17 protein-coding genes and 4 tRNA genes are annotated in these 18284 nt (G+C 71.4%); 17 read left to right on the plus strand and 4 right to left on the minus strand.

The window, feature by feature from the left end:
- Positions 1 to 12: 12 nt before the first annotated feature.
- The 8 genes from phoU to PKE44_RS01370 all read left to right on the plus strand — a co-directional run bounded on the left by phoU (position 13) and on the right by PKE44_RS01370 (position 5142).
- Entirely contained in the window at positions 13 to 735 is a 723-nt protein-coding gene (phoU, locus tag PKE44_RS01335) for a phosphate signaling complex protein PhoU (RefSeq protein ID WP_324547857.1), read from the plus strand.
- 170 nt (positions 736 to 905) lie between these two features.
- On the plus strand, positions 906 to 1325 hold the full coding sequence (locus PKE44_RS01340) for a host attachment protein (RefSeq protein WP_324547858.1): 420 nt from the start codon (positions 906 to 908) through the stop codon (positions 1323 to 1325).
- Positions 1326 to 1410: 85 nt separating this feature from the next.
- On the plus strand, positions 1411 to 2847 hold the full coding sequence (gene gltX / locus PKE44_RS01345) for a glutamate--tRNA ligase (RefSeq protein ID WP_324547859.1): 1437 nt from the start codon (positions 1411 to 1413) through the stop codon (positions 2845 to 2847).
- Between the two features lie 52 nt (positions 2848 to 2899).
- Positions 2900 to 4561, plus strand: coding sequence for a glutamine--tRNA ligase/YqeY domain fusion protein (locus tag PKE44_RS01350; RefSeq protein ID WP_324547860.1), 1662 nt, complete (start codon positions 2900 to 2902; stop codon positions 4559 to 4561).
- A gap of 85 nt (positions 4562 to 4646) precedes the next feature.
- Positions 4647 to 4722, plus strand: a tRNA-Ala gene (locus PKE44_RS01355).
- A gap of 60 nt (positions 4723 to 4782) precedes the next feature.
- A tRNA-Glu gene (locus PKE44_RS01360) sits at positions 4783 to 4858 on the plus strand.
- Positions 4859 to 4930: 72 nt separating this feature from the next.
- Positions 4931 to 5006 (plus strand) — tRNA-Glu (locus PKE44_RS01365).
- Positions 5007 to 5066: 60 nt separating this feature from the next.
- Positions 5067 to 5142: transfer RNA gene (locus PKE44_RS01370), tRNA-Ala, on the plus strand.
- Positions 5143 to 5187: 45 nt separating this feature from the next.
- On the opposite strand, the gene PKE44_RS01375 is transcribed toward PKE44_RS01370, so the two are convergent.
- A complete protein-coding gene (locus tag PKE44_RS01375; protein WP_324547861.1) occupies positions 5188 to 5814 on the minus strand; it encodes a hypothetical protein in 627 nt (208 codons plus the stop codon).
- Here PKE44_RS01375 and PKE44_RS01380 point away from each other — a divergent pair.
- Both PKE44_RS01380 and leuA read left to right on the plus strand, forming a co-directional pair.
- Positions 5813 to 6130, plus strand: coding sequence for a hypothetical protein (locus PKE44_RS01380; RefSeq protein WP_324547862.1), 318 nt, complete (start codon positions 5813 to 5815; stop codon positions 6128 to 6130). The two genes, PKE44_RS01375 and PKE44_RS01380, sit on opposite strands and share 2 nt — an antisense overlap.
- A gap of 109 nt (positions 6131 to 6239) precedes the next feature.
- Positions 6240 to 7958: a 2-isopropylmalate synthase gene (gene leuA, locus PKE44_RS01385; RefSeq protein ID WP_324547875.1), complete on the plus strand. Its 1719-nt coding sequence runs from the start codon at positions 6240 to 6242 to the stop codon at positions 7956 to 7958.
- Positions 7959 to 7998: 40 nt separating this feature from the next.
- Here the strand turns inward: leuA and PKE44_RS01390 are convergent, their stop codons facing one another.
- The gene (locus PKE44_RS01390; RefSeq protein ID WP_324547863.1) at positions 7999 to 8169 is read right to left on the minus strand and encodes a rubredoxin; all 171 of its coding nucleotides are present in this window, start codon (positions 8167 to 8169) and stop codon (positions 7999 to 8001) included.
- Between the two features lie 120 nt (positions 8170 to 8289).
- On the opposite strand from PKE44_RS01390, the gene PKE44_RS01395 reads away from it, so the two are divergent.
- The 5 genes from PKE44_RS01395 (at position 8290) to PKE44_RS01415 (ending at position 15753) form a co-directional block, all read left to right on the plus strand.
- Entirely contained in the window at positions 8290 to 9099 is an 810-nt protein-coding gene (locus tag PKE44_RS01395) for a hydroxymethylpyrimidine/phosphomethylpyrimidine kinase (protein WP_324547864.1), read from the plus strand.
- Positions 9092 to 9742, plus strand: coding sequence for a thiamine phosphate synthase (thiE, locus tag PKE44_RS01400; protein WP_324547865.1), 651 nt, complete (start codon positions 9092 to 9094; stop codon positions 9740 to 9742). The genes PKE44_RS01395 and thiE overlap by 8 nt, the downstream gene beginning before the upstream one ends.
- Positions 9743 to 9913: 171 nt before the next feature.
- Positions 9914 to 12862 carry a PAS domain S-box protein gene (locus PKE44_RS01405; RefSeq protein ID WP_324547866.1) on the plus strand — a complete coding sequence of 983 codons (2949 nt, stop codon included), beginning with the start codon at positions 9914 to 9916 and terminating at the stop codon, positions 12860 to 12862.
- A 133-nt stretch (positions 12863 to 12995) separates the two neighbouring features.
- The gene (locus tag PKE44_RS01410; protein ID WP_324547867.1) at positions 12996 to 14120 is read left to right on the plus strand and encodes a response regulator; all 1125 of its coding nucleotides are present in this window, start codon (positions 12996 to 12998) and stop codon (positions 14118 to 14120) included.
- 166 nt (positions 14121 to 14286) lie between these two features.
- Positions 14287 to 15753: a sigma-54 dependent transcriptional regulator gene (locus PKE44_RS01415; protein ID WP_324547868.1), complete on the plus strand. Its 1467-nt coding sequence runs from the start codon at positions 14287 to 14289 to the stop codon at positions 15751 to 15753.
- Between the two features lie 6 nt (positions 15754 to 15759).
- Here PKE44_RS01415 and PKE44_RS01420 read toward each other — a convergent pair whose 3' ends face one another.
- Together PKE44_RS01420 and PKE44_RS01425 are read right to left on the minus strand one after the other, a co-directional pair.
- Positions 15760 to 16143: a hypothetical protein gene (locus tag PKE44_RS01420; RefSeq protein WP_324547869.1), complete on the minus strand. Its 384-nt coding sequence runs from the start codon at positions 16141 to 16143 to the stop codon at positions 15760 to 15762.
- Between the two features lie 87 nt (positions 16144 to 16230).
- Positions 16231 to 16899, minus strand: a complete 669-nt coding sequence (locus PKE44_RS01425; RefSeq protein ID WP_324547870.1) for a PEP-CTERM sorting domain-containing protein — start codon at positions 16897 to 16899, stop codon at positions 16231 to 16233.
- Positions 16900 to 17033: 134 nt separating this feature from the next.
- Here PKE44_RS01425 and PKE44_RS01430 point away from each other — a divergent pair, with 134 nt between their 5' ends.
- Both PKE44_RS01430 and PKE44_RS01435 read left to right on the plus strand, forming a co-directional pair.
- Entirely contained in the window at positions 17034 to 17852 is an 819-nt protein-coding gene (locus PKE44_RS01430) for a TatD family hydrolase (RefSeq protein ID WP_324547871.1), read from the plus strand.
- 61 nt (positions 17853 to 17913) lie between these two features.
- Positions 17914 to 18284, plus strand: a 371-nt coding sequence (locus tag PKE44_RS01435; RefSeq protein ID WP_324547872.1) for a nitronate monooxygenase, incomplete at its 3' end; no start/stop codon positions are given.

Genomic DNA, 18284 nt, shown 5'->3' on the forward strand with positions numbered 1-18284 from the left:
GGAGTATCCGCCATGTCCGTGAGTACCGACGGCCACACCGTCAAGCGCTTCGACCAGCAGCTCGCGAGCCTGCGCAGTCTCGTGCTCGAAATGGGCGGCCTCGTCGAGGACCAGATCAACCGTGCCGTGCAGGCGCTGCAGGACGAGGACATCGCCGCGGCGCGCGAGGTGGTCGCGCGCGATCACGTCGTCAACGGCTTCGACGTGCGCGCCGACGAGGAAGTCGTCAACCTGCTGGCGCTGCGCCAGCCGGTCGGCTCGGACCTGCGCATGGTGCTGTCGATGGCCAAGACGGTCACCGACCTCGAACGCATCGGCGACGAGGCGCAGAAGATCGCGCGCATGGTCACGCAGATCTACGACGGCAACAGCGCGCCGAATGCCCGGCTGCTGCGCGATGTCGCCAACATGGCGCGCCTCGCCGCCAACATGCTGCACGGCGCGCTCGATGCGCTGGCGCGCATGGATGTCGACAAGGCGGTCGAGATCGCCTGCGGCGACGAGGAGCTCGACAGCGAGTTCCAGTCGGCGCTGCGCCGGCTGGTGACCTTCATGATGGAGGACCCGCGCACGATCGGGCACGCGATCGACGTGCTGTTCATGATCAAGGCGCTGGAGCGCATCGGCGATCACTCCAAGAACATCGCCGAATACGTCGTGTATCTGGTCAAGGGCAAGGACGTGCGCCACGTCACGATCGAGACGCTCGCCGCCCAGGGCCGCAACGGCAGCTGAACGCACGCCGCCCAGGGCGGCTCCGGCGCACCGCTGGCAGGCACCGGCGGGTCCGTCTACGTTGATCCGACGTGCCCGCGCGCGGCGGATGGCCGGACAAGCCTCACTTCCCCCGCGTGCGAAGGCCAGCGGCATCCCGGGCCCTCCGGTCCGGGTTTGTGGAGGTGAGCATGACCGCAACGTGGATACTGGTGGCGGACGCAAGCCGCGCCCGGCTGTTCAGCGTCAGCAAGTCCATCGGCCCGCTGCAGGAAATCGGCAGCTTCGACCACCCCGGCGCGCGCGCCAAGACCCGTGACCTGCTCGCCGACGGCCAGTGTTCCGGCAACGGCAGCGGGGATCGCGAGTGTGCCGAGCCGCGGCGCAACGAGGCGCTGAACTTCGCGCGCGAGCTGTCCGAGCACCTGCGCCTCAGTCGCGTGCAGGGTCTGTTCGACCGGCTCTACATCGCCGCGGCCCCGGCCTTCCTCGGCCTGCTGCGCGGCCGGCTCGACAGCCCGACCGCGCAGCTGGTGATCGACGAGGTCAGCAAGGACCTCACCCAGCTCGCGCCCGACGCGATCCGCCGGCACCTGCCCGAACGGCTCTGAGCTTTCCTGCCTGCGCTGCGGGGGAGACCGGACGGTCTCCCCCGCAGCGTTTCCGGCCCCCCCGCCGGCCGCCCGGATCGCTAGAATGCAGCGCTTTCCCGCTGCCGGACCGATCGCGACGATGGTCAAGACCCGCTTCGCCCCCAGCCCCACCGGCTTCCTGCACATCGGCGGTGCGCGTACCGCGCTGTACTCGTGGCTGCATGCCCGCCGCCACGGCGGCCAGTTCGTGCTGCGCATCGAGGACACCGATCTCGAACGCTCGACGCCCGAGGCCGTCGCCGCGATCCTCGACGGCATGGCCTGGCTCGGCCTCGATCACGACGAAGGCCCGTACTTCCAGACGCAGCGCTTCGGGCGCTACCGCGAGGTCATCGCGCAGATGCTCGCGGCCGGCACCGCCTACCGCTGCTACTGCACGAAGGAAGAACTCGACGCGCTGCGCGCCGAGCAGATGGCGCAGAAGATCAAGCCGCGCTACGACGGCCGCTACCGCGACTACGACGGCCCGCCGCGCCCCGGCGTCGAGCCGGTGATCCGCTTCAAAAACCCGCTCGATGGCGAGGTCGTCATCGACGATCTCGTGCACGGGCCGATCACGATCCGCAACGACGAACTCGACGACCTGGTCATCGCCCGCGCCGACGGCACGCCGACCTACAACTTCTGCGTCGTCGTCGACGACATGGACATGGGCATCACGCACGTGATCCGCGGCGATGACCACATCAACAACACGCCGCGCCAGATCAACATCCTGCGCGCACTCGGCGCGACGGTGCCGAGCTACGCGCACGTGGCGATGATCCTCGGCGACGACGGCCAGAAGCTCTCGAAGCGCCACGGCGCGGTCAGCGTGCTGCAGTACCGCGACGAGGGCTTCCTGCCCGGTGCAGTGCTCAACTACCTCGTGCGCCTCGGCTGGTCGCACGGCGATCAGGAAGTCTTCACGCGCGAGGAGATGATCCGCCTGTTCGACATCGGCGATGTCAACAAGGCCGCCTCGGCGTTCAACACCTCGAAGCTGCTGTGGCTGAACCAGCAGTACCTGATGAGCACGCCGCCCGAGCAGATCGCCTGGCTGCTGCGGCCCTTCCTCTCGGCGCTCGGCATCGACCCGGACAGCGGTCCCGACCCGGTCGAGGTCGTGCGCGAGATGGCCTGCCGCGCGCAGACGCTGCAGGAACTCGCCGCGCAGAGCGCCTTCTTCTGGCAGGATTTCGAGGCTTACGACGAGAAATCCGCAAGACAGCACCTGAAGCCCGAAGCTGCGCAGCCGCTCGCCTGCCTGCGCGAGCGTCTGGCCGCGCTGCCGGCCTGGGAGCCGGCCGCGCTGCACGAGACCGTGCAGGCGGTCGCGACCGAACTGGAACTCAAGATGGGCAAGGTCGCGCAGCCGCTGCGCGTCGCCGTCGTCGGACGCGCCGCCTCGCCCGGCATCGACGTGACGCTGGCGCTGACCGGCCGCGAGGCCGTGCTGCGCCGCCTCGACCGCGCACTCGCGCATCTTGCCGCCGCCTGAACCTTCCGCCGCCCCGCCGCGGAACCTGTCTGATCAGTCGCTGGACGCCGCCATGAGCACCCCGCCGAACCATTTCATCCGTCAGATCATCGACGAGGACCTCGCCGCCGGCCGGCTGCCGGCCGCCGGCCTGCGCACGCGCTTTCCGCCCGAGCCGAACGGCTACCTGCACATCGGCCACGCCAAGTCGATCTGCCTGAACTTCGGGCTGGCGCGCGACTACGGCGGCCAGTGCAACCTGCGCTTCGACGACACCAATCCGTGCAAGGAGGAGGTCGAGTTCGTCGAGGCGATCGCGCGCGACGTGCGCTGGCTCGGCTTCGACTGGGACAGCCGCCAGTTCTACGCCTCGGACTACTTCGAGCGGCTGTACGCCTGCGCCGAGGCGCTGATCGGCAAGGGGCTCGCCTACGTCGATGACCTCACGGCCGAGCAGATCCGCGAGTACCGCGGCACGCTGACCGAACCCGGCCGCGACAGCCCGTACCGCACGCGCAGCGCCGCGGAGAACCTCGACCTGTTCCGGCGCATGCGCGCCGGCGAGTTCGCCGACGGTACGCGCGTGCTGCGCGCGAAGATCGACATGGCCTCGCCGAACATCAACCTGCGCGACCCGGCGCTGTACCGCATCCGCCACGAGCACCACCACCAGACCGGCGATGCCTGGTGCATCTACCCGATGTACGACTTCGCGCACGCGCTGTCGGACGCCTTCGAGGGCATCACGCACTCGATCTGCACGCTGGAGTTCGAGGACCACCGGCCGCTGTACGACTGGTGCGTCGCCAACTGCCCGGTCGAGGCGACGCCGCACCAGTACGAGTTCTCGCGCCTGACGCTGCAGTACGCGGTGACCAGCAAGCGGCGGCTGACGCAGCTCGTCGCCGACGGCACGGTCAGCGGCTGGGATGATCCGCGCATGCCGACCATCGCCGGCCTGCGCCGCCGCGGCGTGCCGCCGGCGGCGATCCGCGAGTTCTGCGAGCGCATCGGCGTCACCAAGAGCGACAACGCCGTCGAGATGGAGATGTTCGAGGCCTGCGTGCGCGAGGAACTCGATCGCACCGCGCCGCGGCGCATGGCCGTGCTGCGGCCGCTGAAGCTGACGCTCGCCAACTGGCCGGCCGGACAGGTCGAATGGCTCACGGCCGCGAGCCACCCGAAGGACGATACCTTCGGCACGCGCGAGCTGCCGTTCACCGGCGAGCTGTACATCGACCGCGAGGACTTCCTGGAGTCCGCCGACAAGAAATGGAAGCGCCTGGTCAGCGGCGACAGCGTGCGCCTGCGCAACGCCTACGTGATCCGCTGCGACGAGGTGCTCAAGGCCCCGGACGGCACGATCACCGAACTGCGCTGCCACTGCTTCCCGGACTCGCTCGGCGTCAACCCGGACGGCGTCAAGCCGCGCGGCGTCATCCACTGGGTGTCGGCGAGCCACGGCGTGCCGGCCGAGGTGCGCGTCTACGAGCGCCTGTTCACGACCGCCTTCCCGGACCGCGAGGACGGCGACTTCCGCCAGTTCGTCAACAGCGACTCGCTGCACGTGTTCGCGGCCGTCGTCGAACCGGCGCTCGCGCAGGCCGGGGCCGAGGCGCGCTTCCAGTTCGAGCGCGAAGGTTATTACTGCCGCGACAGCCGCGAGCCCGGGCTGGTGTTCAACCGCACCGTCGGCCTGCGCGACACCTGGCAGCGCAAGGCCGGCAGCGAATGAGGACCGGCCCTTTCGGTGCCGGAGTTTCACCGGAGCGGTTGACTTCGGTCCGCGGATTCATAGAATGGCGGCTCCTCAGCACCGTGGGGCTATAGCTCAGCTGGGAGAGCGCCTGCATGGCATGCAGGAGGTCATCGGTTCGATCCCGATTAGCTCCACCAGAATGCCAAGGGAAACCGTCGCTTACCGACGGTTTCCTGTTTTTTGAAGCTGTTTCCTGCGTCCCCATCGTCTAGAGGCCCAGGACATCGCCCTTTCACGGCGGCGACAGGGGTTCGAATCCCCTTGGGGACGCCATCTTGATCACCCCGCTGCCAGCCGCTGCCGGCAGGCGGGCCGCAGACAGGAGCGTCTGCAGCAGTTTCCTGTGTCCCCATCGTCTAGAGGCCCAGGACACCGCCCTTTCACGGCGGCGACAGGGGTTCGAATCCCCTTGGGGACGCCATCGGACACCGGCACGGACAGCCCGAAGACGCCAGGAGGCGACCCGGTATTCACGGAATCCGGGGCTATAGCTCAGCTGGGAGAGCGCCTGCATGGCATGCAGGAGGTCATCGGTTCGATCCCGATTAGCTCCACCAAACTCCAAAGCCGCCCCGAGGGGCGGCTTTTTCTTTGGCCGCCGTTCACGGCACCGGCTGGCGCGGCGCGGTCAGGCCCGGAATCGGCGGCAGGCGCTGCAGCCAGTCCGTGATCGAGCCGGCCCCGGCCGGGACCGTGAAGGCCGCCGGCGACTGCGCGGCGATCGACAGCGACAGCGTCTCCATCTTCACGGCATGGCCGCGCACCGTGCCGTCGAAGGCGAGCACGATGTCCTGCACATGCACGCAGGCGGTGCCGACCGGCTGGCCGCGCTCGCTGACCGGATGCAGCGTGCAGGCATGGCCGGCGACCTGGCTGCGGCCGCGCGCCGGACCGAGCGCGAAGGCGCGCAGGTCGAAATCGGCGAGGCCGGGCACCGGCGTTCCCGGAGGCAGCTGCACGGCCGGACCGCCGCCGCCGCCGGCCGGCAGCAGCGTCACGCGCCCGCTGGCGAGATCGAGCAGGCCGACCACGGCGCGCCCGCCGACCTGGCCTTCGCTGCGCATCACGCCGGCGTGATGGGCGACGCGCACCGGCGCGGGCGCGCCGGAGACGCGCAGCACGGCGCTGTAATCGACGCGCGGCAGCGGCATCTGCGCTGCGGCGCTGCTGCCGGCGGCAAGCAGCAACACGGCGAGCGCCAGCACGGGCGGACGGGAGCTTGCGGACATGGGTGCGGCCCTGGTGGACGATCAAGGAACGGATGGCGGACGGCTGGACAAAGCCGTTGACAATCGCCGCCGGTGCATGGTTTTCTGCGGGCATCATGCAGATGCGAACCATTGCCACGAACCTGCGACTGCCCTGCCCGATCCTCTGAGGAGGATCGGGCAGCGGCTGTTCCTGCAGGTTACCCGCCCAGGCAATCCGGTACGCATCATGTGCTGCAACATCCGTAACACCTTCCTTCGCGTTTCGCCCCCCTTCCCTGTTTGCCATCGGTTCGTTCCGGGCCTGCTGCGACTGCGCAGCGGTCGCCGGGCCTGACGGCTGCCCGGCGGCCGGCCGTGCACCTGCCGTGTCCCGCATGCATACCGAACCGAACACGCCGCCCGAGACGAATCCGATGAACCACACGAACCCGAACGTTTCCGCGATGACCCCGCCCGCCGGCAAGTACCGGCCGTTCCGGCCGCTGACGCTGCCCGATCGCCAGTGGCCGTCGCGCAGCATCGAGCGCGCGCCGCGCTGGTGCTCGTCCGACCTGCGCGACGGCAACCAGGCGCTGATCGAGCCGATGGACGGCGCGCGCAAGCAGCGCTACTTCGAGATGCTGGTGCGCATGGGCTTCAAGGAGATCGAGGTCGCCTTCCCGTCGGCCTCGCAGACCGATTTCGACTTCGTGCGCAGCCTGATCGAGGGCGGCCACGTGCCCGATGACGTCGCGATCCAGGTGCTGACGCAGGCGCGCGAGGATCTGATCCGCCGCACCTTCGCGAGCCTGAAGGGCGTGAAGCGTGCGATCCCGCACTTCTACAACGCCACCTCGCCGATCTTCCGCGAGACCGTGTTCGGACTCGATCGCGCCGGCACGATCGCGCTCGCGGTGCGCGGTGCGCGGCTGTTCGCCGAATGCGCGGCCGAGCAGCCCGAAACCGAGTGGACCTTCGAGTATTCCCCGGAAACCTTCTCGTTCACCGAGCCCGGCTTCGCGCTCGAGATCTGCGAGGCGGTGCTCGAAGTCTGGCAGCCGACGCCGCAGCGGCCGGTGATCCTGAATCTGCCGGCGACCGTCGAGATGGCGACGCCGAACGTCTACGCCGACCAGATCGAATGGTTCTGCCGGCACGTCTCGCGCCGCGACAGCGTCATCATCAGCGTGCATCCGCACAACGACCGCGGCACCGCGGTCGCCGCGGCCGAGCTGGCGCTGATGGCCGGAGCCGATCGCGTCGAGGGCTGCCTGTTCGGCAACGGCGAGCGCACCGGCAACGTCGATCTCGTGACGCTGGCGCTGAACCTCTACAGCCAGGGCATCGATCCGGGTCTGGACTTCTCGCAGCTGCGCGAGATCGTGCGCACGGCCGAGTACTGCAACCAGATTCCGGTACACCCGCGCCATCCGTACGCCGGCGATCTCGTGTTCACGGCCTTCTCGGGTTCGCATCAGGATGCGATCCGCAAGGGCTTCGCGGCGCAGGAGCAGCGCGTTGAGCAAGGCGACCGGCACTGGGAGGTCCCGTACCTGCCGGTCGATCCGGCCGATCTCGGCGCGAGCTACGAGGCGGTGATCCGCGTCAACTCGCAAAGCGGCAAGGGCGGCATCGCCTGGCTGCTCGAAAAGGACTACGGCCTGCAGCTGCCGCGCCGGCTGCAGATGGCCTTCAGCCAGGTCGTGCAGCGCCAGAGCGACGAGACCGGCCGCGAGCAGACCGCCGCGGCGATCTGGCAGGCCTTCCGCGCCGAATACCGGCTCGATGCGCCGGCCCCGCTCGAACTGGTCGAGCACGGCGATGCGCCGGTCACGAGCGGCTCGGGCCTCGATGAGCTGCAGGCGACGCTGCGCGTGCATGGCAGCGAGCGGCGCGTGCGCGGTCAGGGCAACGGTCCGATCGCGGCCTTCGTCGATGCGCTCGCGCGTCAGGCCGGCATCGGGCTGCGCATCGCCGACTACCACGAGCACGCCACCGGGCGCGGCGCCGATGCCAACGCCGTCGCCTACGTCGAGGCGCAGTTCGGGGAGGCCACCGTGTTCGGCGTCGGCATCGACGCCAACATCGTCACCGCCTCGCTGCAGGCGGTGGTCTCGGCCGTCAACGGCGCGGCGGCACGCGGGCTGATCGAGCTGCGCCGGCCGCCGGCGGCCGCGGCCTGAACCTGCGCCGGGGCGGTGCGCACACCGCCCCGGTCTGCCTTCAGTCGCCGATCTCGATCATCTCGAATTCGGACTTGCCCGCGCCGCAGTCCGGACACTTCCAGTCCTCGGGCACGTCGGCCCAGGCCGTGCCCGGCGGGATGCCTTCCTCGGGCCAGCCCAGCGCCTCGTCGTAAATCCAGCCGCAGATCAGGCACATGTACTGCTTCACGGGCACTACCTCGCGAGGGCGGTAAGGATCGGTTATCGTGCCGCAAAACGTCCGGGTGCGGGGACGCCGCGCACTTCGACATGGCCAGCTCCCCTGCTTCAAGCCTTCAGGACGCCCGCGATGAGCCAGAGCTACACGGTACCGGTGGTCATGACGCTGGCCGGCAACGACCCGAGCGGTGGCGCCGGCCTGCAGGCCGACATCGAGGCCATCGCCAGCATGGGCTGCCACGCAGCGCCGGTGGTGACGGCGCTGACCGTCCAGGACACCTGCGACGTGCTCGCCGTGGTGCCGATCGATCCCGACCTCGTCTACGCGCAGGCGCGCACGGTGCTGAATGACGCGCCGGTCGCAGCGATCAAGATCGGCCTGCTCGGCTCGCCGGCCAACGCCGAGATCATCGCCGAGCTGCTCGAAGACTATCCGCACATCCCGCTGATCCTCGACCCGGTGCTCGCCGCCGGCGGCGGGCGCGATTTCGACGGCGATGCGCTCGCCGATGCGATCCGCCGGCATCTGCTGGCGCGCACGACGGTGCTGACCCCGAACAGCGTCGAGGCCCGCCGGCTCGCCCCGGCCGCCGACACCCTCGATGCCTGCGCGCAGGCGCTGCTCGACACCGGCTGTGCGCACGTGCTGATCACCGGCACGCACGAGACCACCGATGCCGTCGTCAACCGCCTCTACGGCGACGGCCGCCTGCTCGACAGCTGGACCTGGGAGCGCCTGCCGCACGACTTCCACGGCTCCGGCTGCACGCTGGCCGCCGCGCTCGCCGGCCTGCTCGCGCAGGGCAACGAGCTGCACGCCGCGGTCGCGCAGGCGCAGGAATACACCTGGGAGGCGCTGCGCGGCGGCTACCGCATCGGCGCCGGCCAGCGCATTCCGAACCGGCTGTTCTGGGCCGACGAGGACGGCGCCGATGACTGAACGGCCGCGCCCGCACGGCCTGTACGCGATCACCGATCCCGGCCTGATCCCGGACGGGCAGCTCCTCGAACGGGTCTCGGCGGCCATCGACGGCGGCGCACGCACGATCCAGTACCGCGACAAGCGCGCCGATGCCGCGCTGCGCCGGCAGCTCGCCGCGGCACTCGCCGGACTCTGCCGCGCCCGCGCCGTGACGCTGATCATCAACGACGACGTGACCCTCGCCGCCGAGACCGGCGCCGACGGCGTGCACCTCGGCCGTGACGACGCCGCCTTCGCCGCGGCACGGCGCCGGCTCGGAGCGCGGGCGCTGATCGGCGTGTCCTGCTACGACAGCCTCGAGCGTGCCCGCGCAGCCTGCGCAGCCGGCGCCGACTACGTGGCCTTCGGCGCCTTTTATCCGTCCGCGATCAAGCCCGACGCCGTGCGCGCGCCGCTGTCGCTGCTCGGCGAGGCGCGCCATGCGCTCGCGCGCCGCATCCCGATCGTCGCGATCGGCGGCATCGACGCCGGCAACGGCGCCGGCCTGGTCGAGGCCGGCGCCGATGCGCTGGCCGTGATCGGCGCCGTGTTCGGCCACGCCGGCACCGATGCCGTGCGCGCCGCCGCGGCCCGGCTCGCGGCGCTGTATGCGCCGGCCTGAACGGGCAGTACCCCGGCGTACCGCGACAATCCGCGCAGCCGCGCGCGGCGCACGCTACGCTGCCGCTCGCGCCCCGGCCTCGCCGGACGCCCGAGGAAACCGGACGCCTCGCTCCGACGTCCGGGCCGCCATGGCCGCGCGCCGCCGGTCCGCACCGATCCCTGTCGCGACATGAAAGACCAGCCCCCGCAGCGCAGCCTGTCGAACCGGTTGTTCGGCTTCCTCCGGGCCGAGGAACCCGCTTCCGGGGCCGGCGAGCCGATGCCGGCGACGATCGATGCCGCGGTCATCGCCGCAGCCGCCGAGGCGATCCTGACGCTCGATGAGCGCGGCACGATCGTGCGCTTCAACCCGGCGGCCGAAAAACTCTCCGGCTATGCCGCCGCCGAGGTGATCGGCCGCAACTTCCGCGTGCTGCTGCCGGCGGCGGTGCTCGAAACCCTGGGCGATGATCCGCTGCGCACGCTGACCCGCGGCCTGCCCGGCGCCACCAGCGAACTCGGCGTGCGCCGCAAGGACGGCTCGCTGGCCTCGGTCGAGCTGAGCGTCAGCGCCTTCTCGGCCGAGGGGCGGGCCTACTTCGCGGCGATCGTGCGCGACATCTCGCGGCGCAAGCGCGCCGAATCGCAGCTGCGCGCCAGCGAGGGCCTGAAGGCGGCGATGCTCGAAGCCGCACTCGATGCGGTGATCACGATCGATCAGGACGGCCGGCTGCTCGAATTCAATCCGGCCGCCGAGCGCATCTTCGGCTACGCGCGCGCCGAGGTGCTCGGCCAGCCGATGGCCGACCTGCTGATCCCGGGCCGGCTGCGCAGCGAGCACCGGGTCGGCATGGCGCGCTACCTCGACACCGGCGAGGCCACGCAGATGATCGGCCGGCGCACCGAGGTGATGGCGCTGCGCGCCGACGGCAGCGAGTTCCCGGCCGAGATTGCGGTGACGCCGATCCAGGCCGGCCCGCAGCGGCTGTTCACGGCCTTCCTGCGCGACATCACCGAACGGCGCCAGGCCGAGGAGGAGCTGCGCATCGCCAAGGACCAGGCCGAATCCGCCAACCGCGCCAAGTCCGAATTCCTCGCGACCATGAGTCACGAGATCCGCACGCCGATGAACGCCGTGCTCGGCACGCTGACGCTGCTGCTCGACACGCCGCTGACCGAGGAGCAGCGCAACTTCGCCGAGACCGCCAGCGAATCCGGCAAGGCGCTGCTGACCATCATCAACGACATCCTCGACTTCTCGAAGATCGAGGCCGGCAAGCTCGATCTGGAGAGCACCGAGTTCGACCTCGTGCAGCTGATCGAGGGCGTCGCCGAGCTGCTGGCGCCGCGTGCGCACGGCAAGCACATCGAGATCGCCACCTGGATCGGCGTCGACCTGCCGGCGCGCGTGACCGCCGACGCCGGGCGGCTGCGGCAGATCCTGCTGAACCTCGCCGGCAACGCCGTCAAGTTCACGCGCAAGGGCGGCGTGGCGCTGCACGTCGCGCGCGAACCGGTCGCGCGCCCGGCCGGGCGCATCCGGCTGCGCTTCGAAATTCAGGACACCGGCATCGGCATCCCGCGCGAGGCGCAGGCCCGGCTGTTCGAGAAGTTCTCGCAGTCCGACCCCTCGCACTCGCGCAAGTACGGCGGCACCGGCCTCGGCCTGGCGATCTCGCGCCGGCTGGTCGAGCTGATGGGCGGCGAGATCGGCTTCACCAGCGCCCCCGGCCTCGGCTCGACCTTCTGGTTCACGATCGATGTCGGCTGCCCGTCGGGCGATCGCCTGACCACGCCGGGCGTGATCGCCACGCTCGGCGGCGTGCGCGTGCTGATCGTCGAGGACAACCCGGTCACGCGCCGGCTGCGCGAGCGCGAACTCGCGAGCTGGGGCATGGCGGTCGAAGCGGTCGCCAACGGCACGGCGGCGCTCGCGACGCTCAAGGACGCGCGCAGCGGCGGCCGGCCCTTCGACGTGGCGCTGATCGACCAGTGGCTCGCCGACATGCGCGGCGAGGAACTCGGCCAGGGCATCCTGCGCGACCCGCAGCTCGAGAGCACGGCGCTGATCCTGATGGCGACCATGGGCACGCCGTCGATCGCGCAGCGCGTGCGGCGCATGGGCTTCCACGCCTCGCTGACCAAGCCGGTGCGCCAGCAGAGCCTGCACCGCTGGCTGGCGGTGGCGATCGGCCTCAACGATGCCGAGGAAGCGCGCCGGCGCGAGGAAAGCGAAGTCCGCCTGACCGCGCCCGAGCCGGTCCCGGCCGCGCCGCCGCCGCGCAAGTTCGGCCGCGTGCTGCTGGTCGAGGACAGTCAGGTCAACCAGACCGTCGCGATCGCGATGCTGAAGAAGGCCGGCTATCAGGTCGATGCGGTCGGCAACGGCCTCGAAGCCGTGCAGGCGGTGCGCACGCTGCCCTACGACCTGGTGCTGATGGATCTGGCCATGCCGGAGATGGACGGCTTCGAGGCCACCGCCGAGATCCGCCACATGCCCGGCCCCGAGCGCGACCTGCCGATCATCGCGATGACGGCCAACGCCCTGCCCGGGGATCGCGAGCGCTGCCTCGCCGCCGGCATGGACGACTACCTGACCAAGCCGATCGACCGTGCCCAGCTGCTGGCGACGCTGGAGCGCTGGCTGGCGCAACCCGAGGCCGACGCCGCCCGCCGCGCCGCCGAGGCCGCCAATGACGCCGGCAACAGCACCGGCCCGCAGCCGGTGGTGAGCGCAGCCGCGGCGGCCGCGCCGCCGCCCTCCCCGCTTCCGTCCCCGCCCGTGGCACCGGCCGTGCCGGTCGTCGATCAGGCCGTGCTCGATCAGCTCGAAGCCGACACCGATCACGACGTGCTCGGGCGCGTCGTGCAGCTGTTCGTCGAGGAATCGCGCGTGCGCCTCGATTCGATCGACGCCGCACTGACCCGCGATGACTGGAAGACGCTGCAGCGCGAGGCGCACACGCTGAAATCCAGCGCCGGCACCTTCGGCGCCCGCCAGCTGCAGGAACACGCCCGCCGGCTCAACGACTTCTGTCGCACCGGCCAGCTCGAACGGGCGCGCGAACTCGCGCTGTCCATCCGCGCGGTCGCGGTGCCGGCGCTGATCGAACTCGACCGGCTGTTCCCGCGCCGGTAGCGCACGCCTGCCCCCGGCATCGGCTCCCGGATCACCCGGCACTGGCACGGCTCCTGCGTGCAGGCAGGGCATCGCGGCACCGGGCAGCGTCCCGGCCCCCGCCCCCGCTCCTCTTGCCGATTCCGGAAGCAAAATGCACGACCTGTCCCCCGGCGCGGCCCGGGCGTTTGCAGACTGCAGCGCCGGCCCGTCCGACGCGCCCGCGCCCCGGCCGCGCGTGCTCGTGCTCGATGACGATGCCGCGCAGCGCGAGCTGATCCGGCTGTACCTGCAGGACGACTATGACGTGATCGGCTACGCCGCCGCCGACGCCGCGCTCGCCGCCCTCGCGCAGCAGCGCTACGACCTCGTGGTCTCCGACATCCATCTGCCCGGCCTCGACGGCCTCGGTTTCCGCGCGCGGCTCGCCGAGCGCAACGACACCGACCTGCTGCCGTTCATCTTCATCACCGGCACCGCCGATGAACGCCTCAAGCGCGATGCCGACCAGCTCGGCATCGACGACTACCTGCTGAAGCCGCTGCGCAAGCGCGAACTGCTCGGCACGCTGCGCCGCGTGCTCGCGCGCGGTCGCGCCCGGCGCCTGCGCTGGATCGATGCCGCGCGCGAACAGCTCGAACGGACGCTGCGCCCGCAGCTGCCCGAGCGCCTCGGCGGCTGCCGGGTGGTCAGCGGCCAGCGCGGCAGCGCCCTGCTCGACGGCCTGTACGCGGGCCGTGGCCACGATCCGGCCGAAGGCGTGAGCCAGGTCATCCTGGTGCGGCTTGCCGGCGACGACGACGAATACGGTTCGGCCGCGCAGCTGCGCGCGAGCTATCTCGCCGGCCTGCTGCGCCATCTGCCGCACGGCCAGACGCCGGCGGCGACGCTGGCGACGCTGCTCGCGCGCACCAGCGTCGATCCGGTGCTCGCCGGAGTGCGCGCCGAGGCGCTGGTCGTGCACATCGGCCCGTCCGCCCAGGTGTCGCTCGCCGGCAGCGGCCGGGTCGGCGCCTGGGTGCTCGCCAGCGGCGGTTTCGCGCAGAGCCTCGAACTCGCCGGACCGCTCGAACGCCGGCTCGCACCCGGCGAGCGCCTGCTGCTGATGAGCCGCGCGCCGGCCCCGCTCGCCGGCGGCGGCAGCGTGCCGGGCTTCCTCGCGCAGATCACCGCGCGCCAGCCGCTGCCGATGGCCGCCGAGCGCCTGCTCGACCTGCTCGGCGCCGATCCCGGCCTGCTGCTGCTGCTCGAACCGCTCGCGCCGGCGGGCCGCAGCTGAAGCGGGGACCGGGCCGATGAGCGCAGCGGGCCGCAGACCTCCCGCCCCCCGATCCGCAATCGTGACACCTGCTTGCAAGCCTGCGGTTCCCGCGGCTGCCGGCGCGCACTACAGTGTCCGCCGGCGCCGTTCCCGCCGGCGCGCGCCGCTGCGCAGGGAGTCCATGATGAGCGGTTCTGCCAATCTGCCCGGTCACTTCCGGCCCCGCGTGCTGATCGTCGAGGACAGCCGCGCGATGGCCGAGGTGTACATGGGGTATCTGAAGCGCGAAGCCTGGCGGCTCGTCCACGTCGAGACCGGTGCCGAGGCACTCGCCGTCATCGAACGCGAACCGCCGCACGCGCTGCTGCTCGACCTGAACCTGCCGGACATGAACGGCATGGAGATCCTGCGCGCCGTGGTCGCGCGCGGGCTGCCGGTCGCCGTCGTCGTCATCACCGCCAACGATTCGGTGCTGCTCGCCGTGCAGGCGATGCGCGACGGCGCCTGGGATTATCTGGTCAAGACGCAGTTCGACGCCGACCGCCTGCGCCTGACCGTGCGCAACGCCCTGGAGCGCCAGCGGCTCGACCAGCTGGTGGCGACGCTGCGCGACGGTGCCCGCGACGGCTACTGCGGCTTCATCGGCAGTTCGCTGCCGATGCAGGCGGTGTACCGGATCATCGAGGCCGCGGCCCCGAGCCGCGCGACCGTGTTCATCACCGGCGAGAGCGGCACCGGCAAGGAAATCTGCGCCGAGGCCATCCACCGCCAGAGCCCGCGCCGCGACGGCCCGTTCATCGCGCTCAACTGCGCGGCGATCCCGCGCGACCTGATGGAGAGCGAGATCTTCGGCCACGTGAAGGGCGCCTTCACCGGCGCCACCAGCGAGCGCAAGGGCGCGGCCGCGCTTGCCGACGGCGGCACGCTGTTCCTCGACGAGCTCTGCGAGATGCCGGCCGAGCTGCAGACCAAGCTGCTGCGCTTCGTGCAGACCGGCAGCTTCCAGCCGGTCGGTTCCGGACGCATCGAGAAGGTCGACGTGCGCTTCATCTGCGCGACCAACCGCGATCCGCGCCAGGAAGTCGACGAAGGGCGCTTCCGCGAGGACCTGTACTACCGCCTGCACGTGATCCCGCTGCACCTGCCGCCGCTGCGCGAGCGCGAGGACGACGTGCTCGCGATCGCCCGGCACTTCCTCGTCGAGTACGCGGCCGAGGAAGGCCGGCGCTTCCAGGGCTTCCGCGCCGACACCGAGGCCGTGCTGCTCGAATACGGCTGGCCCGGCAACGTGCGCGAGCTGCAGAACGTCGTGCGCAACATCGTCGTGCTCAACGACGCCGGCGAGGTCACGCCGCAGATGCTGCCGGCGCCGCTGTCGCGGGTGGTCGCCGCCGGCGAGGCAGCGGTCACCGCGCGCAGCGAATCCCGCGAAGTCCCGCCGGCGACGGCGCTCGCCGCGGAGCTGCCGCCCGGCGATCCGACGCTGCGCATCCGGCCGCTGGAGCAGGTCGAGCGCGAGCTGATCGAGGATGCCATCGCCGCCTGCGACGGCAACATCCCGAAGGCCGCGGCGCTGCTGGAGATCAGCGCCTCGACCATCTACCGCAAGCGCCAGGCCTGGGCCGACGCCGACGCCGCGCACAGCGCCTGAGCGGCCTCAGCCGGCGCGCGCGACGTGCCAGACCTGGTTGAAGCCGTCGCCGCTGCGCTGGCCCGGCTGCGTGTCCTTGCTCCAGAAGTACAGCGGCCGGCCCCGCCAGGCCCACTGGCGGCTGCCGTCGTCGCGCCGGATCGTCGTCCAGTCGCCGCCGGCCGGGGCATCGGCGGCGGCCGCGAGCGGCGGCCAGTTCGCGGCGCAGGCGCCGTTGCAGGCACTCCTGCCGGAACCGGCGACATCCTTGTCGAACACGTACAGCGTCATGCCGTTGCCACCGACCCAGACGCCATCGGCGACGCGGGCCGGGGCCGCGCCGGGATCACTGGCGGCGCAGGCGGCGAGCAGCAGGGCGGGCAGGACGAAGGTCAGCGGGTGCGGCTTCATGGCGCAGGCTCCGGAAGGTTCGGATGGCACGGACGACGCTGTCCGCAGCCCCTGCTACACCGCGACCCGCCCGACCCTTCCGCGGCTTCAGCGCCGGCGCCGGCAGAGCCCGAGGCCGCCGAGGCCGAACAGCGCCAGCACCGATGGCGCCGGAATCGCGGTCACGGCCGCCTCGAACGTGAAGTCATCGGCGACCCAGTCGGCCGAGAACGGCCCGGTCTCGCGCCGGTCGATGCGATAGCCGGTGATGCCGGACAGCGCGAGGAAGGCCGAGGTGTCGAAGAAGCCCGGCTGCTCGGGCAGGCCCGCCAGCAGCTCCGGCAGATCGAGGCTCAGCGTCAGCAGGTCGCCGCCCGCACCGAGCGCGGTGATCGACACCTGATCGGCACCGCCGCCGAAGCCGTAATACTCGTTGCGCGCGAACCAGGCGCCGGTCAGCACCTGCGTGGTTTCGAGCAGGATGCCGTCGGCGCCGTTGTGGTTGTTGATGAAGAAGCTGCCCGAATGCGGCAGCCCGAACAGCGGCCCCGGCGTTGCGGTGTCGACGCGGTAGGCATCGCCGACCACTTGAATACGGTCATCCCAGCGCACGCCGGCGTAATCGAGGCTGCCGCCGTTGGCGAACTCGAAGCCGGTAGCGCCATCGACCGGCGGAAGGGTCGCCAGACCTTCGAAATCAGCGAGCACGCCGGCCGCGACCGGACCGGCAGCGGCCAGCGCGGCGAACATCGTCAGTACAGGGAACGAAGGGCGCATCATGGACCTCCACGACGGGAACGGCCGGTGACAGACAGCCGGCCGGTCATCCCCTGGTTCTCCGCGGCTGCGACTCCGGCAGCATAGCCAGCACGCCGGGCGTCCGCGTCCGGCAAGGACCGTATCCGATGCCCGTGAATCCATCCGCCCTGCCCGCTGCGGCCCCGCAGCCGGAACTGGTCGATTCGCACAGCCATTTCGATGTCGGCGAATTCGACGCCGACCGCGATGCCGCCTATGCCCGCGCGCGCGCCGCCGGCGTCGTGCAGCAGGTCGTGCCCGGCGTCATCGCGCGCAGCTGGGACGCGCTCGATGCCGTGGTCGCGCGCTACCCCGGCCTGTACGCAGCCTGGGGCCTGCACCCGTGCTACCTCGCCGAGCACCGGCCCGCGCATCTGGCCGAACTGCGCGCGCGCGTCGCCGCTCGCCGCCCGGTCGCGATCGGCGAGTGCGGGCTCGACGCCTTCCTGCCGCAGCCGGACCTGCCCGCGCAGGAGACGTATTTCCTCGAACAGCTGCGCATCGCCCGCGACGCCGGCCTGCCGGTGATCGTGCACGCACGCCGCGCCGTCGATGCCGTGCTGAAGTGCATCCGCCGCATCGGCGGGCGCGAGGGCCTGAGCGGCGTCGTGCACAGCTTCGCCGGCTCGATCGAGCAGGCCGAGCGGCTGCGCGAGCACGGTTTCCTGGTCAGCCTCGGCGGACCGCTGAGCTACGAGCGCGCGCAGCGCCTGCACCGGCTGGTGCGCGCGCTGCCGGCCGACGGTCTGCTGCTCGAAACCGACGCCCCGGACCAGCCCGGCGTGCAGCACCGCGGCGAGCGCAACGAACCCGCCTACCTGCCCGAGGTGCTGGCCACGGTCGCCGCGCTGCGCGGCGAGTCGCCCGCAGCCGTCGCCGCCGCCAGCACCGCCGCCGCCCGCCGGCTGTTCGGGCTGCCGGCAGCGGCCTGACGGATGCATCCGCGGGCGGCGCGGGCATAATCGGCCGCGATCCCCCGACAGGAGTCCCGACATGCCCTGTTCGCCCCGCGCGCTCCGTGAGCGGCTGCGCATCCGCCTGCCGCTGCTGCTGGCCCCGATGGCCGCTCCGGCCGGCACGCCGGCGCTCTGTGCGGCGGTCGCCAATGCCGGCGGGCTCGGCAGCCTGTGCGGCGCCGAACTGCCACCCGAGGCGCTGCGCGCCGCGATCTGCGCCGTGCGTGCGCTGACCGACCAGCCCTTCGCCGTCCATCTGCACGCGCCGGTGCCGTACGTGATCGACGGCGACCGCATCGAGTACACGCGCCTGCTGCTTGCGCCCTACCACGACGCGCTCGGCCTCGCCGAACCGCCCGAACCGATGCCGCCGCCCTCGTTCGAGGCGCAACTCGAAGTGCTGCTCGA

It is taken from the genome of Plasticicumulans sp. (assembly GCF_035331805.1).
Classification (GTDB): Bacteria; Pseudomonadota; Gammaproteobacteria; order Competibacterales; family Competibacteraceae; genus Plasticicumulans.